This window comes from Hufsiella ginkgonis, from assembly GCF_009834915.1.
GTDB classification, from domain to species: Bacteria; Bacteroidota; Bacteroidia; order Sphingobacteriales; family Sphingobacteriaceae; genus Hufsiella; species Hufsiella ginkgonis.
Map to the genome: position 1 here is coordinate 1169041 of NZ_WVHS01000002.1, position 14096 is coordinate 1183136.

Below are 14096 nucleotides of genomic sequence, written 5' to 3' on the forward strand. Positions count from 1 at the left end.
TACTTACCGGTTAAGTAAGAAAACCGATGGTCTTAAGATAGTATTTTTAAGTTAGCCAGTCAATAAGCGATAAATCAAAGACTCACCGCAGGCTATATATCTTACTTACCATGAATAATGATATCTGTTCATTTGAGTTCTGAAAGTATCAATTTTTTCTGCTTTAAAGTGTTCTTCATTGCTTTTTCCCTTACTGCGGGGTCATCGCTATGTATTAATTCAAAATATTCAGTGGGCACAACTTGCCATGATAATCCGTATTTATCTTTACACCATCCACAAGAGCCTTCCTCCCCACCATTTTTAGTAAAAGCTTCCCAGTAATAATCCGTTTCAGCCTGGTCTTTTGTATTGATAACAAAAGAAATCGCTTCATTAAATTTGAATAGTGGGCCTGCTGCTAATATACTAAACTCCATTCCTGCTATTTCAATTACAGCTGTTTCTATGCCCGCATCATTTCCACTTTCGTCACTATCGAACTCCCGAAAATCTTTCAGCTTACCGTCTTTAAAAATGGATAGGTAGTAATCTGCTACAGCCTTGGCATCTTTCTCTACCCATAAATAGGGCGTAATTTTTTGAGTAATCATACTTTTATTTTAATGTTTTCACCGGATCATTTGCAATTACGGTTTTATTGATTGCGTTATCAGGGATACCTGGCTGATTTGGATTTGACAAGAAATTGTCAAACAAAAGACAATCGCAGATGTAACGTTTCATCCTTATCAGTAAAAACACTCAGGCATTTTAAATTTGATTTGGTGTAATGGAAGTAAACTCAAGGATTTGCCAACCTATTTCCGCTCCATCCCGGCTTACCATTGCATAAAATCTTCTGCCCCCAACTCTAAAATAGTTTATTTCAGGAGAATAGCAAATAGCGTTGGGTGCATTGCTTGTAACGCAATTAGGGCGATCATTGCCGCCTGGTTGGATCTGCTATTGCTTGAAATGTCTCCTCATTTTTTTAAATTTATATATGCAACTATTCGATTGCAGGCATATGTGCAACTTTCCGGTTCCGCAAATTTTACATCATTTTTTCCAGGCTGTATCTGTATAACAATTCATATATCGTTTTATCCGCCTGTCCGCTGGCTGATACAGTAGATAGCTTATTAACAAGCCCCATAGGATTTAGGCTTGCGGCATAACCGACATGGGGTCCGAATGGCTCAAAATCGAACCAGCCATAGAACCGTATTCCCTTTCTTCTCGTTAGTAGATTAAGAATCTATTCATCTACTTATGAAAACAACACTTTCTAAATCCATTCTTTTGGCCTTCGCTGTACCGGCGATGGTCGCGATGCTGGCTTCCTGTGCGGGTTCAGGAACAAAGCCCGCAGGCGACTCAAGTGCCGTTATGACAGATAGTACCGCAACGGATACGGTAATTGCGGCCACCGGCCCGAAGCCAGCCTGGGGCGAGACCATCGAACCCGAAATGCATGCGGTGATTGAAAAGCTCGCCGAATATGGTGACAAGCCTATCCCGGAGCTTACCCCGGCAGAGGCGCGTAAAAATCACACGCCGACAGATGCGGTGATGGATCTCATCAGTGAGCATCATCGTACCATTCCACCTCCCATGTGTGATACTACCGGAAAGGAGATACCTGTAAACGGCGGCACTGTTCACGCGCGGGTATACACGCCGAAAACCGGTGCCGGTCCGTTCCCTGTTATCGTTTATTATCATGGAGGCGGTTTTGTGATCGCAAATATCGACGTTTACAACGCTTCGGCACAGGGCCTCTCTGATCTTACGGGCGCCATAGTTGTTTCCGTGGCGTACAGGCTTGCGCCTGAGCACAAATTCCCTACTGCCCATAACGATGCATTTGCCGCTTATAAATGGGTGACGGAGAATGCCAGCAGTATGAAGGGCGATCCTAAGAAAATCGCAGTAGTGGGAGAAAGTGCAGGCGGTAACCTGGCGGCCAACGTGAGCATTATGGCCAGGGATAAAGGGATAACGGTGCCGGTTTACCAGGTGCTGATTTATCCGATAGCTCAATCAGATATGAACACGCCCGCTTATATAAAATATGCAGCTGCAAAGCCCCTGGATAAACCAATGATGGAATGGTTCACCAGGCATTACCTGAATAGCATGACCGAAGCAAAAGATCCAAGGATCTCCCTGGTGATGGCAAATCTCAGGAATTTACCTTCAACAACCATTATCACGGCTGAAATAGACCCGCTAAACAGCGATGGGATGATGCTGGCTGATAAGCTGAAAGCGGCCGGCGTTTCAGTGGATAGTAAAAATTATACGGGCGTTACCCACGAATTCTTTGGGATGCCGGCCATTGTTCCGCAAGCGAAAGACGCCCAGCAATACGCCGCCGATGCACTGAAGAAAGCATTCGGTAAGTAACAGGTATTCGAAACTTAAAGCCCCTTTCACCGGGGGCTTTTTTATTGATAATTTTTCCAACGCTACGGAATGTCATGGCCGCCCATACAAGGCGTAAACAGTCACCGAGATCTTTCCGCCGTGATGACACTGGCTGAAAAACACATGTTATTACAATTAATCCCCGCATGGGTAATAAAACCCGGCAGATTAAGATCTCGTCTTATAAAAAAGTCTTACAGATGAATTGCCATAATAAGGGAGATAAGTTACAGGAGCAATCGCTTTGATGAGCTACACCGCCTTAAACCGCTCTTTTAACCTTAAAACCGGCTTCTCAACCACGTGGTATGATAGCAGCGCAATCAAAAATACCACCACCAGGTTCTGCGGGAACTTATTGAGCCAGGTATCCATGTGAGGAGTCAGAATTAACTGCTGCCAGATGTACAGGGAGTAAGACAGCAAGCCGATCCGCACCATCAATTTCTTATTCAGCATACGCTGAAACCAGGAAGGCACATACATGCTCCAGAATAAGATAATTAAAATGAACAGGTTGTTTGCGCTCATGCCTACCGAAAGGTTATAGGCCCCCGCGAAATAATGTGTGAGCACCGGATCGATCACCAGCAGGCAGAAGAAAGCTACTATGACGATCAACTTGCTTTTGACGTACTTTAAGTACCTGGCCTCAAATTCAGGCGACATTTCAATCAACGCACCCAAACAACCTGTCAGGATGTAATCGCCGGCGGTGTGCAGCATGAGGCCAATTTCCGGCCGGATCATGGGGACCAGGAAATAGCTGCCTACCCGGATGACCGGCATCAGCAATATAATTACCACAACGGCTTTCTTCAACTTCTTCAGGCTGGCCGCCAGGACGAACGCCAGCGGCCAGAGCAGGTAGAATTGCTCTTCCATGGCCAGCGACCAGAAATGACCAAGGAACCAGCCGCCGATGGGCCCCGGGTCAAAATGAAAAAACACGGCATAGTTCCAAAGATAAAGCCCGGCAACCGCAACGGTCGTGAAGCCGTTAATAATGTCGGGCATGAAGAATACTTTCAGCAGTATGATGACCAGTATATAAAGGTAGAAAACCGGGAATATCCTGAGGATCCTCCTCAAATAGAACTGCTTAAGGCTGTTTCTGCCGGTTTTATTCTTTTCTGCGATTAAGAGCCGGGTAATTAAATACCCGCTGATCACAAAGAAAATATTCACACCCAACGCCCCGCCCGGCAGAATATCAAAAAGGAGGCTTTGAGCAAGTACGGGTGGCATGGTCGGCCTGCAATGCCCTATTAATACCAATATAATGGATATCGCTCTTAAGCCGTCAAGACTCTTAATTCTGTTCATTAGAAGGGATAAGGCTCCGCGGTAAGCCGGCGGCAAGATAGAAAAAAGCCGCAAGATCCGGGGAACCGGCTTACCGGTGCATCCCCTCCTACCTATTTAAACAAGTCGATCCCTCCGTTGTAACGCGATATCCGGTCAGATAATCCATTATAGCCGCCGTTGATCTTGCGGGTGATCTGTTTAAAATAGACCAGGTTCTCATCCGCATCGATCGGTTTAAGCAAATCGATCTTGCCGGCTATGTCGTTTAGCTTGCGGCTGTCCCAAAACCAGCCCGCGCTGAGCGTGGCGTATTTGAGCTGATCGGGTGAACAAACAGACGCATTTTTACCTCCTAACAAGGGTGGGCTAGCAGTAAAGTCAACCTTAAAGGCAGAAGACAGAGATCTGTAATTTGCACGTCCTGTGATCTGGATAAGCCCTCGTCCCTTAAAGCGGATGCCATCGCCGGCTTCACTATTGCCAAGGTCTGCGCGACCTTCGTACGCTTTCCCGCTGGCGAGTTCTTCGGTATAGTACAGGCCGGCGCTTTCATGGCCCAGCTGTGCGAGGAAAGCCAGGCGCTTGCCGGGTGTATCGATGTCGTATTGCTTACAGGTATCGATAATGAACGGCAGAAATTTCTGGGCGGTAGCTAACAGGCGGGCGCCGGTAGCGGCCTTCACCTGTTCGGCGGTCAGCTCGGCGCCTTCGGCTAGGGTCACCCGGGCCAGGGCCCCTCCCCAATAAAAGAAGCCTGCCGTGTCCTTTATCCATTTCCCGATATCCGGGTTGGGCACTTCCGAAGGATCGGCTTCCCGGCCTTCAAACTTAAACCCCTTAAAGACCGTCCCGGCGATGTTGCGCTTGTCCGGCAAATTTGCGGGAACAACGGTCCTTTTATTTAATTTGCTTGCGGTTACCTGGTATTGTGCCATATTATCCCACTGCCTCCTCGTCAGTTGTTTGAGAACCTACGTGTACATTTACGGCCTGATGCCCGGGGCTCACTCCCGCCGTACTTCCACTGCTGTTATTATTTTCTTCGCGTTTGCCTGTAGCGCGTATATTGATGAGCTTATTAAGCAAGTCGAACCAAAACGGCGCACCTAACGAAATAGCCAGGGCGGTTAGTAAAAACCCCGTCATCTTGCTGGGATTGGTAAACGTGGCCGACAACACATGCCCTGCTTTATATCGCACGTAGTGTTTTTCGTACAGCGAATCGAGCCGCTGCTTTTTTATCGTATCCGCAACTTTGGCCTCGCCAAATTCCGCTTTAATGATGGCTGCACTATCCGCTTTTCGTCCAAAATCTCCCCAGCCCAGTGCCAGCACCTGGTTGGCATTGACCACGCCTGAGTCTATTTTCTTACGTGCATCGTCTAAACTTTTCCGGTAAAGCGCACTGACCGAGTCCACCTGTTTTGCGCTGCGTTGTGAATCTACCACGGTCCGGTAACTTTCGGCCTCTTTAACCGCCAGGTCTACCAGGTTTTTGCGTGCGTCCTTATCCGTGGACAGTTTTCCCGCGATCTGGATAACGTCTACGTTAAATATCACCGCCAGGGAAATGCCGATGAAGAACAGGATGAACTGTACCTGCCGCTTATACCAACCGGAGATCCGGTCCATGCTGTCGTCATACCAAACCAGCAGGCGCCGTTTAAATTCGTCCATGTTGTATGCGCTGTTGCGCAGGTGTAATTGCAGGATGCGCAGCGTATCTTCTTCGATCACAAGACCAGTTACCCGTTCCGCGACCGGCTTTTTATACTCACTTGCATAATAGCTGAACAGATCTTTCAGCTTTAGCGTATCGGCGGCATTGATCAGTTCTCCGCGTACGGCGTCTTCGGTGCTGCCTGCTGTTCCGGCAAGCTTAAAGGCAATGATCCCGTCCTCCAGCCTACTGAACTCGTCGCGAAGCACATCCAGTAGGATGATAGAGAAATTGCCGCCGGCAATGTAAGACGGGAACCGGAATACCCGGCTCGAGCCGTAGTTCTTAATGATGGGATGGTCGTAGAAAAAATGCCCGAGCTTTTTGTGTTTCTTGCTCACCGCGGGACGATGGATAAATGTATACACAGCCTCTTTCAGAAAGCCCCAGACACCGAGAATAATACTCTTCCAGAGCGAGATCTTAGGCGTGTTACACAGCATGCCGTTAATCACACCGTCCCGCAGGGTGCGGGCGCGCAAGGCGAATCCCGTGGCGATCGCCTCCTGGATCGAGGTCGCCAGCAGGCTGTAGAGCATAAAAATAAAGACGATGCCTATAACGACATCCAGTACCACATTGTTGAACATATTAATTAAGGGTTAGGTTATTTTCCGGTTCTGGATCAAACCAGATTGAGCCGTTTTCGCCGCTTATTCGATCCACCGCACAGGAGCCTCATCATATCCGCAGTGAACTGATCATTACTTATTCAATAAAATCAAATTATTTCAATAAAATCAAATTGGATAGCACCTGCCCGGTTGGAAACACCTGTATGTTTTCCCGAAAACAGCACATTACTCTGGCTGGGTGGAGCGAATCTTATGTTGACTAATATAAGGTTCTTTTAAAATATTTCAATAACGCGGGATTTTTTTTAGACCCCGGAAAAGAATAAACCGAAGGGGTGCACACACACCAGCACGCCCTTCGGTTTGAGATTATTCCGGCTCGCTTGCTTTGCCTTTAGCAAGTGACCATTGCACTTAAGAGAAAGGTAGGCATCCCCGGCCTCAACCGGTAATATTTTATCCGGAACGGTGTATTTTCTATATGTAAGTGGTTATTATCTATATCAAACAGGAAACAGTATCTTTAGGGCGTTGTTCTACGGATCAGGTGTATGTACAAATGTGTCATAATTGACGACGAATCTCACGCGATTGAGGGTCTGGAACGTTATATCAATTCAATCCCGGATTTAGAGCTTGTTAAAAGCTATATGGACCCCATAGATGCTTTAAGGGAGATCAGCGAAAGCGACCCGGTCGACATTATTTTTCTTGATGTCGATATGCCAAAAATAACCGGCATCGAGCTTTCGCGGCACATCAGGGGCAAAACCAATAAGCTGATATTTACTACCGCGCATACCAAGTATGGGTACGACGCCTTTGAGGCGGAGGCAGACGCATACCTGCTCAAGCCCTATTCGCTCGCGAAGTTTGCCGCCACCATCAGCAAGCTGTTCCCCAAAAGGATGGCGGCAGAAGAGCCGCTGCTTATGGAAACACCAAAGGAAAAAAGCGACTTTTTCTTTGTAAAAAGCAAAGAGGACAACCTGAAGCTGATCAGGATCTCTTTTGCCGACGTGATCGCCGTGGAAAGCAAACTCAATTACGTAATGATACACACCACCAAGCGAAAAGTACTGGCATATATCTCGTTACGCGAAATTTCCGCGATATTAGAGGAATATCCCGGGTTTGTACGCTTCCAGCGAAGCTTTATTATCAGCCAGAATCACATCGAGTTTATCGATGGCAATATGATAAAAATGAATAACGGGATCACGATTACCGTGGGCGAATACTACCGGAAACATTTCACGGCGTTTGTGTCCGAGAAACTAATCAAGGCAGGGCGCAAAAATTAGCGCCATGCCTTAAAATAATTACTTACGACCGCGGGCGATGCCGGTTAATGTGATGGTAATCGTAGTTGTGGTTGGGTCGGTGTTCCTGTTTCCGCTCATTGATTTGTTTCTGCGATAGACAACAAGCGTAGTGTCTTTAATGCTAAATTGGTTCTGTTTCATGATTTTTTTCACGGAACATACCCGGGCATTTCGGCCCAAAAAAAATCGTTATACAGAACGGTCAGTATTCTATTTAGGAAGGAATTATCTGGTGAAAAAGATCTTTTCAGAATGGCTCAAAAGGAATAAGATCCACCTGCTGGTTTGGGGAATATTCATTATGTACGAAACGGTGATCGTAGGCGTGGTTTTTGGCGTCTTCGGCAATCTGCTTACCTACGTGGCGCATTATACGCTCATACTTTCCCTGTTTTATTTCCACTCGCTTATTGCGCTTCCCTGGGCGCAAAAGACCCGTGTGGGCGCATTCTGGCGTTTACCGCTGATCCTGGTATTTCAAATGGCGGTATATGTATGCGGTACGTTTGCGGTGGATAGCGTGCTGATTGCCATCAAGTCTATCACCCATATTAAAGTGGCGAAATTCGATTACCAGTTCATCCTGCGGGCGCTTTACCGGGGGCTCTACTTTATCGGGATCTCCAGCGGTTATTATTTTATGATCACCTACAACAAAGAAAAACGCCGCGCGGAAGAGCTGGAACGGATCCGCTTAAATAACATCATCAACCAGCAGCGAACTGAGCACGAGCTCTCAAAAGCGCAAAATGCCTTCCTGAAAGCGCAGATCAACCCGCATTTCCTGTTTAATACGCTCGATTTCGTTTATCATAAGGTGAATACCTTGTCGCTCGCCGCCAGCGACGCCATCATCACCCTGGCGGAAATGATGCGTTATGCCATCGATTCCGACAAAAAAGGCGACTTCGTGGTGCTCTCGGAAGAAATAGAACAGGTAGAAAACCTGCTGCATTTATACCAGCTCCGGAAAAATAACGAACTGGCCATCCGCTTCGAACATACGCCCGAAGTGGGCGGGCTGGAGATCATTCCCCTGGTACTGCTCACCCTGGTAGAAAATATCTTTAAACACGGCGACCTTAACTCCCCGGGTCATGAGGCTTTGATAGAGGTGTACAGGGACGACAACTACCTGCACCTCAATACCAGCAACCTGATCGGCCATAAACACAACCCGGATATCCCGCATACGGGGCTGGACAACATCGAAAGACGCCTCGGTTATACCTATGGCGACCTGAAGCGGTTTAGTTACGGCGCCGGCGACGATAACTATTTCACCGTTTCGGTCAGTATCCCGTTATTGCCTTTAACCGCGCTGCCGGCATCCGCAGCAGTTTTAAAAGGTATTGATAGATAATGGTTTCGTGCACGCGCTGGTCTGAGGAGAACAGCCTGTTGACGTGCATGTGTACCAGGTCTGTGAATAGCTGTACCTTTTCGGCGTCCGTGCATGCCGCCATCAGGCGTTTGAGCAGCGGCCCCTGCCTCGCAGCTCGCCTGGCGGCCTGCGGCACCACCCCGGGATGAACGCCCGCATACAATTGAGCGAACGACTGGTTGAGCTTTTTAAAAATCGCCGGTCCCATTTCCATTTCATTTGCATAACTGCCTGCAATAGCCTGCACCACCTCCGCCTGCTCGGCGGCCGAGGCAAAGCAAAGCGATAAAAAGAAGCGAACGGTGTAAAGCGTAGTAGCATACAACTGCTCTGTGGACACCGCACGGGAAAGCAGATCAAGCGCATACTTGCTGTCCATCCAAAAAAAACGCTCCGCCAGCCCGATCCGGGCGATGCCATAACGCGTCAATTCGCGGATATACGGCTTAATGCTGAAATCCCGGATAATGCCCGACCGGAGATCTTTCGCGATGATGTCTTTAAGCACAGCGATCACACTAAATCCGTCATCCGGCGACTTCAGGTGCACCCTTAACCGGATATGGGGCGCAGGATCATCGTACCTGACAAAAAACCATTCTTTTATCAGCTTATTGATCTCGCCGATAAACTTCGCCACGTGACCAAGGAGCAGGCTATTCGTTCGTGCCGGGTAGCAAAATAGCTGGAAGTATAACCAATCACCGCCGGGGATCAGCATCTCTTCCGGTTGTTTTTTGCGCGGATCGATCGCAGGGCTGCCATACCCCGTAACCGCCCGGTAAACACATCCCGGATGACCGTAACTGGCTATAAACTGGGCAAAATAAGGTTTCCCGCCTTCATCGCGGACACTTTCGTCTTCATCCACCAGGGCCTCCGAGATCAGCAGATCGCCACTGCGGTGCTGCCTGCAAAACAGCAGGAAAGCGGTAAGGTCGCAGGTACTGCCCGGATCAAAGCACAGGGTATGATCGGCATCGCCGGCTTTGAACAGGAAGTCGATCTTTTCGCGGCTGAGCCAATCTTTCAGCAACGATCTTTTTATTTCAGGCCTATCGTTTTTTCCATATTCCAGCAGTTCTTTGGGCACCAGCCATTTTGCGGGCGAAACGATCGTTTCTTTAAAAGTGACCCGGGGATAATACGAAAGCCCGGGAAGAAAATGCTGCGGGTTAAAACCCAGGTCGGGGCGGATCTGCTGGTACTGAAGGTCGCATAAAAAGCGGAAAGCCGCTAGATCAGACCGGGTATAGTTATAGGCGGAAGGGATTCGCGGCACCAGTCGCGCACCATCGCGTTTCGACCGCAGGATGATGCTGCTCCCGTGTATGCTTACCAGTATCTCGTTAAAGGTGAGCGGTTCCGGCAGGCAGGACCAGCTGAGTACAGGTAATTCAGTTCCGTACAGCGATTTTCGCCTGTTCACGTTATCCACTTCTTTTTCCGCCTGGTAGGCGATATCGAAAAACATGATGCCGGGATTGGCACGGGCTTCGGCGGCAGCTATAGACTTGCCGAAGTCTTCGAAACGTTCGCCCATCAGCGTAAAACGGCCCAATAAAGCGGTTGCAGAACAGCCCCCGGCGTTGGCGATCACCGGCCGCCCCTGCCATACATGAAAAATAACGCTCAATGAATTAGGAATCTCCGGCGGTCCTGTCCGGGCATCGCCCTCAAACAGCTCGAGTTTGATGGGAGCTCCGCGGACAACGCCGTTCACCAGGAAACTGGTGAAGGCAGTATAGGGATGAGAGAAAAGATTTTCTCCGTCGTCCTCCGGGCCGCCGCCGGATTTTATAGCTTCAACCAGGTCCCCCGAACCCTGCTCCTCCAGGTTGCCGTACCCGATACCTGTTTCGGGGTCCATGGCTGTCGCAAGGGAGATCTCCTCCTGACCGAACCTCTTCAGAAAGGCCGTTCTAAAACGGTCCAGGTCCTGATTACCGGGTGCGGGCAGTACCCTGTTTAAAAATTGAAGCAGCTCCGGGAGGTCTTTCAACACCTGTTTCCGAAGACTGCCGGAAATGTGTGCGCGCTCTGATAAGAGATAACTGCTCTCGCTCGTCGCGGTACCCGGGCAGACGCGGTTAAAAAAATCGGGCCCGGTAATGTTGGGGTGCCTGTCTGTTAGCAACAGCTGGTGTTCCACCGAAATCCCGAGCAGGTTATCCACGCTCTCCGTGTCCAGCGAGAACTGCGCAAACAGCTCATTCGCTATTTCCTCCTTAAGCCGCCGGGTTGAACAGAAAGACATTAATGCCTTTAACTGCGGGAATGATTGCACAGCAGCCAGCTCAAAATTCCCGTCCCGGAAACGGATATACCTGATCTCTTCCTCCAGGTAATAAACGGATGTGTTTGCGTGGAAAGCCGCCGCGGTCTTAACAAGCGCTTGTACACCCGGGATAACCGCTTCCTTCTGGCGCCAATCGGTAAATCGGTGGCGCCGCATGTTCCGGGCGATAACCACCGGCGACTGTTCATCATACGTAAGCGGGAAGATGGTGGTAGCTGCAAATTCGCCAAATGGCGTGCCCCGGTATTTCGAGCGGTTAAAGTACTTCCAGATCGAGTAGCGGGTTTTCTGGTCGATACTGTCCAGGTCGCCGGCAGAGAGGTGAGCAACCGCCTCGTAAAATGCCGGCGATGATGCTTTGATCTTTTCCTTCAGCTCGTCCCATACTTCCGCAAGGGTGGCATCCAGTGCGAAAGCGGGCGTGCGGCAAATGGCCTGGTCAAGCGTTGCTAACTTCATATCTCTAGATATTTCATAGAAGGCCCGAAAGTCGCTGAAGCGCATACCGGCGGTAGCCCTGGCGGCGAATTGGTTAATCGTACCGTATATCCAGCTGGTATTTTCCTAACAGGCCTGCCAGATCGCGGTAAGCGAACTTCGCTTTCTTCATCCTGTTCACATCGGGATCGATGGTGAAGTTCCTCGCTGTACTAAAATCCGTCTTTTCAAGGATGGAATTTACGAAGGTGGCATCTGCAAGGTCGCAGTGGCTGAAAGACACCGCAGTGAGGTCCGTTCCCTCGAAATCCACCTGCTTAAGCGAGGTGTTCTTAAACTTCGTCCCTTTAATTTTCGTTCTTACAAACGTGGAATAATCCAGTATACAATCTTCAAACGTAAAGCTGAACAGGAATTTGTTGCAGGTGCTGAAGTCAACACCCATCAGCTTGCAACCGGCAAACCACGTATTGCTAAGGCCTGCACCCTGTAGCTTTGCCATGGAGAAATTACAGCCGCGAAATTCACAGTCTACGAAGTCAGCGTCGCCCAGGTCGCTGTTCGAAAAGTCGCATCGCTCAAAAATGCATCGTACAAATTCGCGGTCCGCCAGCTTTTTCCCCGAATAATCGACATCCGTGAACCTCTTTCCTTCATGCAGTATATCTTCCTTTTCTTCCATATAAAATTAATTCGCGGCTGGCAGGTGCTTATTGCGGGTCTGCCGAACCCATTGGTTGCCGAACCACAGCAGCTTAGTTGCCCTCATGTACCGGTATCCTGTTGTTAAAAACACCAGCCCGGTGTCATTTTCGATACTGCTGCATGTTATTCCTGGTCCGTTCACGAAAGGACGCCAAGATAAAACAAAATCAGGCGCTTAAAAAGTAACTGCAGGACTTTGCGGTCTCCGCAAGACGCCATTATTTGAAATTCGCAAATAACCGATTGATTTTTTCAAACACCTGCCCCCCATTCTTCCCATCTTTGTATTACAAAACAACAGGATGGAAACAACACAAAAAATAGCCCTGGTAACCGGCGGCAGCCGCGGGTTGGGCAAAGACATGGCATTGAGGCTTGCCGGGAAAGGGATCGACGTGATCATTACCTATCACACCCGGTCGGCGGATGCCGAAAGTGTGGTCGCCGAAATCCGCAAAAGCGGAAGGAAAGCCGCCGCACTGCAGCTAAATACTGGTGAAATAAACAGCTTCGGTTCCTTTACAGACCAGGTAAAGGAAGTATTAAGTTCGGAATTCGGCGCGGCACACCTCGATTTCCTGGTAAACAACGCGGGTATGGGCCGCAATGCGCCGATCGGCGAAGTAACCGAAGAGTTGTTTGACGACCTGCTGAACGTTCATTTTAAAGGCGTTTACTTCCTCACCCAGCGCATCCTGCCGCTGATTAACGAGGGCGGCGGAATTGTAAATATTTCTTCGGGCCTTGCACGATTCAGCGTACCGGGATCTTCAGTGTACGCGTCTATGAAAGGTGCGATAGAAGTATTCACACGATACCTGGCCAAGGAGCTCGGCCCCAGGGGCATCCGGGCAAACGTGGTGGCTCCCGGCGCCATCGCCACCGACTTTAACGACGCACACCTGCGCAACAGCGAGCAACTCATGAACTTCGTAAGCAGCGTTACCGCGCTGGGAAGACCGGGAATGGCCGATGATATCGGCGGTGTAGTGGCCTTTTTATGTTCAGACGATGCCAAATGGGTGAACGCCCAGCGCATCGAGGTTTCGGGCGGAATGTTTGTTTAACATTCCAAAAAAGGCAGTACTTTTTCCAGGCCAAAATTCCGCGCCCGGCAATGTTAAAAAAGATCACTATGACGCGCACGGCCCCCGTACCAGCGAACACGAGACTTCTACGATCCGCTGGTACGGGGGAACCGCAAATGGTCTAGCGGTAGCGGAGAACTGGCTTGCTGATGCAATCGAAAACGGCCGGTTCGAACGTCCGCAGCTACTTTTCCAGCACGGCGAACCTGCTTACCTGTTTACTACTTCGCAGGGCGGAAAGTACATGACGGCCTCGTCTTTCATCTTTAAAATAAAGGAGTAAATAGCGCGTAAGCGTTACTCCGGATGCCCAGACGAAATAGAAAGCGATATTTAATTTCCCCAGGTTAGCCTATTTCATCGAAAACAACGGCGCGTAATTCTTCCTGTAGTAATAGGCTATAAACAGGTTTCCTACCAGCAGGAATACGCCTGCGGGCAGACCGGCCGGCTGTACCACCGCGTGGAACAACACGATATTGAGAATGATCGGGAATATTACTACCACCGCCAGGGTAACGAAACGACCGGTCAGGAACGCAATACCACAGATCAGCTCGATAATCTTCACATAAAACATCATGTTCACTACTGCCAGGCCTTCGTTGTACGTTTTAATGGCGCCTTCCATCGCCGGTACGGGGAATAGCTTAAACAAGTACGTCACCGAGGCGAACAACAGTAAAAGGCCCATCAGGCTCCTTACCACAATCATTGCGATCTTCATAATGTGTCAGTTAAGTGTTGAGAGATTAAATTGGTTGTAATTTGTACCGATATTACACATAAATATGTGTATTTCCCAAATCAGGGGAACCAATAAACCGTTTTAAAAACCCAAA

General features: G+C 49.1%; 13 protein-coding genes. 5 read left to right on the forward strand and 8 right to left on the reverse strand.

Going from position 1 to position 14096, the window contains the following annotated elements; genetic code table 11:
- Nucleotides 1-128: 128 nt before the first annotated feature.
- The gene (locus GS398_RS11970; RefSeq protein WP_160906983.1) at nt 129-593 is read right to left on the reverse strand and encodes a VOC family protein; all 465 of its coding nucleotides are present in this window, start codon (nt 591-593) and stop codon (nt 129-131) included.
- Between the two features lie 661 nt (nt 594-1254).
- On the opposite strand from GS398_RS11970, the gene GS398_RS11975 reads away from it, so the two are divergent.
- Nucleotides 1255-2391: an alpha/beta hydrolase gene (locus GS398_RS11975; protein ID WP_160906984.1), complete on the forward strand. Its 1137-nt coding sequence runs from the start codon at nt 1255-1257 to the stop codon at nt 2389-2391.
- Between the two features lie 273 nt (nt 2392-2664).
- On the opposite strand, the gene GS398_RS11980 is transcribed toward GS398_RS11975, so the two are convergent.
- From GS398_RS11980 to GS398_RS22275, 3 genes are all read right to left on the reverse strand, one after another.
- Nucleotides 2665-3738 carry an acyltransferase family protein gene (locus GS398_RS11980; RefSeq protein ID WP_160906985.1) on the reverse strand — a complete coding sequence of 358 codons (1074 nt, stop codon included), beginning with the start codon at nt 3736-3738 and terminating at the stop codon, nt 2665-2667.
- Nucleotides 3739-3830: 92 nt separating this feature from the next.
- Nucleotides 3831-4655, reverse strand: coding sequence for a glycoside hydrolase family 19 protein (locus GS398_RS11985; protein ID WP_202406030.1), 825 nt, complete (start codon nt 4653-4655; stop codon nt 3831-3833).
- Nucleotide 4656: 1 nt separating this feature from the next.
- The gene (locus GS398_RS22275) at nt 4657-6030 is read right to left on the reverse strand and encodes a hypothetical protein (RefSeq protein ID WP_202406031.1); all 1374 of its coding nucleotides are present in this window, start codon (nt 6028-6030) and stop codon (nt 4657-4659) included.
- Nucleotides 6031-6566: 536 nt separating this feature from the next.
- Between GS398_RS22275 and GS398_RS11990 the strand changes: the two genes are divergently transcribed.
- The gene (locus tag GS398_RS11990; RefSeq protein ID WP_160906986.1) at nt 6567-7319 is read left to right on the forward strand and encodes a LytR/AlgR family response regulator transcription factor; all 753 of its coding nucleotides are present in this window, start codon (nt 6567-6569) and stop codon (nt 7317-7319) included.
- Nucleotides 7320-7337: 18 nt separating this feature from the next.
- Here the strand turns inward: GS398_RS11990 and GS398_RS11995 are convergent, their stop codons facing one another.
- Nucleotides 7338-7481, reverse strand: coding sequence for a hypothetical protein (locus GS398_RS11995; RefSeq protein ID WP_160906987.1), 144 nt, complete (start codon nt 7479-7481; stop codon nt 7338-7340).
- 91 nt (nt 7482-7572) lie between these two features.
- On the opposite strand from GS398_RS11995, the gene GS398_RS22830 reads away from it, so the two are divergent.
- Nucleotides 7573-8703 (forward strand): sensor histidine kinase, encoded by a 1131-nt coding sequence (locus GS398_RS22830; RefSeq protein WP_160906988.1) that lies wholly within the window; start codon nt 7573-7575, stop codon nt 8701-8703.
- Here GS398_RS22830 and GS398_RS12005 read toward each other — a convergent pair.
- On the reverse strand, nt 8633-11482 hold the full coding sequence (locus tag GS398_RS12005) for a lantibiotic dehydratase (protein WP_160906989.1): 2850 nt from the start codon (nt 11480-11482) through the stop codon (nt 8633-8635). The two genes, GS398_RS22830 and GS398_RS12005, sit on opposite strands and share 71 nt — an antisense overlap.
- Nucleotides 11483-11555: 73 nt before the next feature.
- Nucleotides 11556-12143, reverse strand: a complete 588-nt coding sequence (locus tag GS398_RS12010; protein ID WP_160906990.1) for a pentapeptide repeat-containing protein — start codon at nt 12141-12143, stop codon at nt 11556-11558.
- 325 nt (nt 12144-12468) lie between these two features.
- Between GS398_RS12010 and GS398_RS12015 the strand changes: the two genes are divergently transcribed.
- On the forward strand, nt 12469-13233 hold the full coding sequence (locus GS398_RS12015) for an SDR family NAD(P)-dependent oxidoreductase (protein WP_160906991.1): 765 nt from the start codon (nt 12469-12471) through the stop codon (nt 13231-13233).
- Complete coding sequence (locus GS398_RS22465) at nt 13226-13537, forward strand: hypothetical protein (RefSeq protein ID WP_237488160.1); 312 nt, start codon at nt 13226-13228, stop codon at nt 13535-13537. The genes GS398_RS12015 and GS398_RS22465 overlap by 8 nt, the downstream gene beginning before the upstream one ends.
- Nucleotides 13538-13606: 69 nt before the next feature.
- Here GS398_RS22465 and GS398_RS12025 read toward each other — a convergent pair whose 3' ends face one another.
- Entirely contained in the window at nt 13607-13981 is a 375-nt protein-coding gene (locus tag GS398_RS12025; RefSeq protein ID WP_160906992.1) for a DoxX family protein, read from the reverse strand.
- Nucleotides 13982-14096: the final 115 nt, after the last annotated feature.

Excerpts from the sequence above, each read along its gene's own strand:
- GS398_RS11975 (WP_160906984.1), top strand. The coding sequence starts at position 1,255 with ATGAAAACAACACTTTCTAAATCCATTCTTTTGGCCTTCGCTGTACCG.
- GS398_RS12025 (WP_160906992.1), bottom strand. The coding sequence starts at position 13,981 with ATGAAGATCGCAATGATTGTGGTAAGGAGCCTGATGGGCCTTTTACTG.
- GS398_RS11985 (WP_202406030.1), bottom strand. The coding sequence starts at position 4,655 with ATGGCACAATACCAGGTAACCGCAAGCAAATTAAATAAAAGGACCGTT.
- GS398_RS22275 (WP_202406031.1), bottom strand. The coding sequence starts at position 6,030 with ATGTTCAACAATGTGGTACTGGATGTCGTTATAGGCATCGTCTTTATT.
- GS398_RS12010 (WP_160906990.1), bottom strand. The coding sequence starts at position 12,143 with ATGGAAGAAAAGGAAGATATACTGCATGAAGGAAAGAGGTTCACGGAT.
- GS398_RS11990 (WP_160906986.1), top strand. The coding sequence starts at position 6,567 with ATGTACAAATGTGTCATAATTGACGACGAATCTCACGCGATTGAGGGT.
- GS398_RS11995 (WP_160906987.1), bottom strand. The coding sequence starts at position 7,481 with ATGAAACAGAACCAATTTAGCATTAAAGACACTACGCTTGTTGTCTAT.
- GS398_RS12015 (WP_160906991.1), top strand. The coding sequence starts at position 12,469 with ATGGAAACAACACAAAAAATAGCCCTGGTAACCGGCGGCAGCCGCGGG.
- GS398_RS12005 (WP_160906989.1), bottom strand. The coding sequence starts at position 11,482 with ATGAAGTTAGCAACGCTTGACCAGGCCATTTGCCGCACGCCCGCTTTC.
- GS398_RS11970 (WP_160906983.1), bottom strand. The coding sequence starts at position 593 with ATGATTACTCAAAAAATTACGCCCTATTTATGGGTAGAGAAAGATGCC.
- GS398_RS11980 (WP_160906985.1), bottom strand. The coding sequence starts at position 3,738 with ATGAACAGAATTAAGAGTCTTGACGGCTTAAGAGCGATATCCATTATA.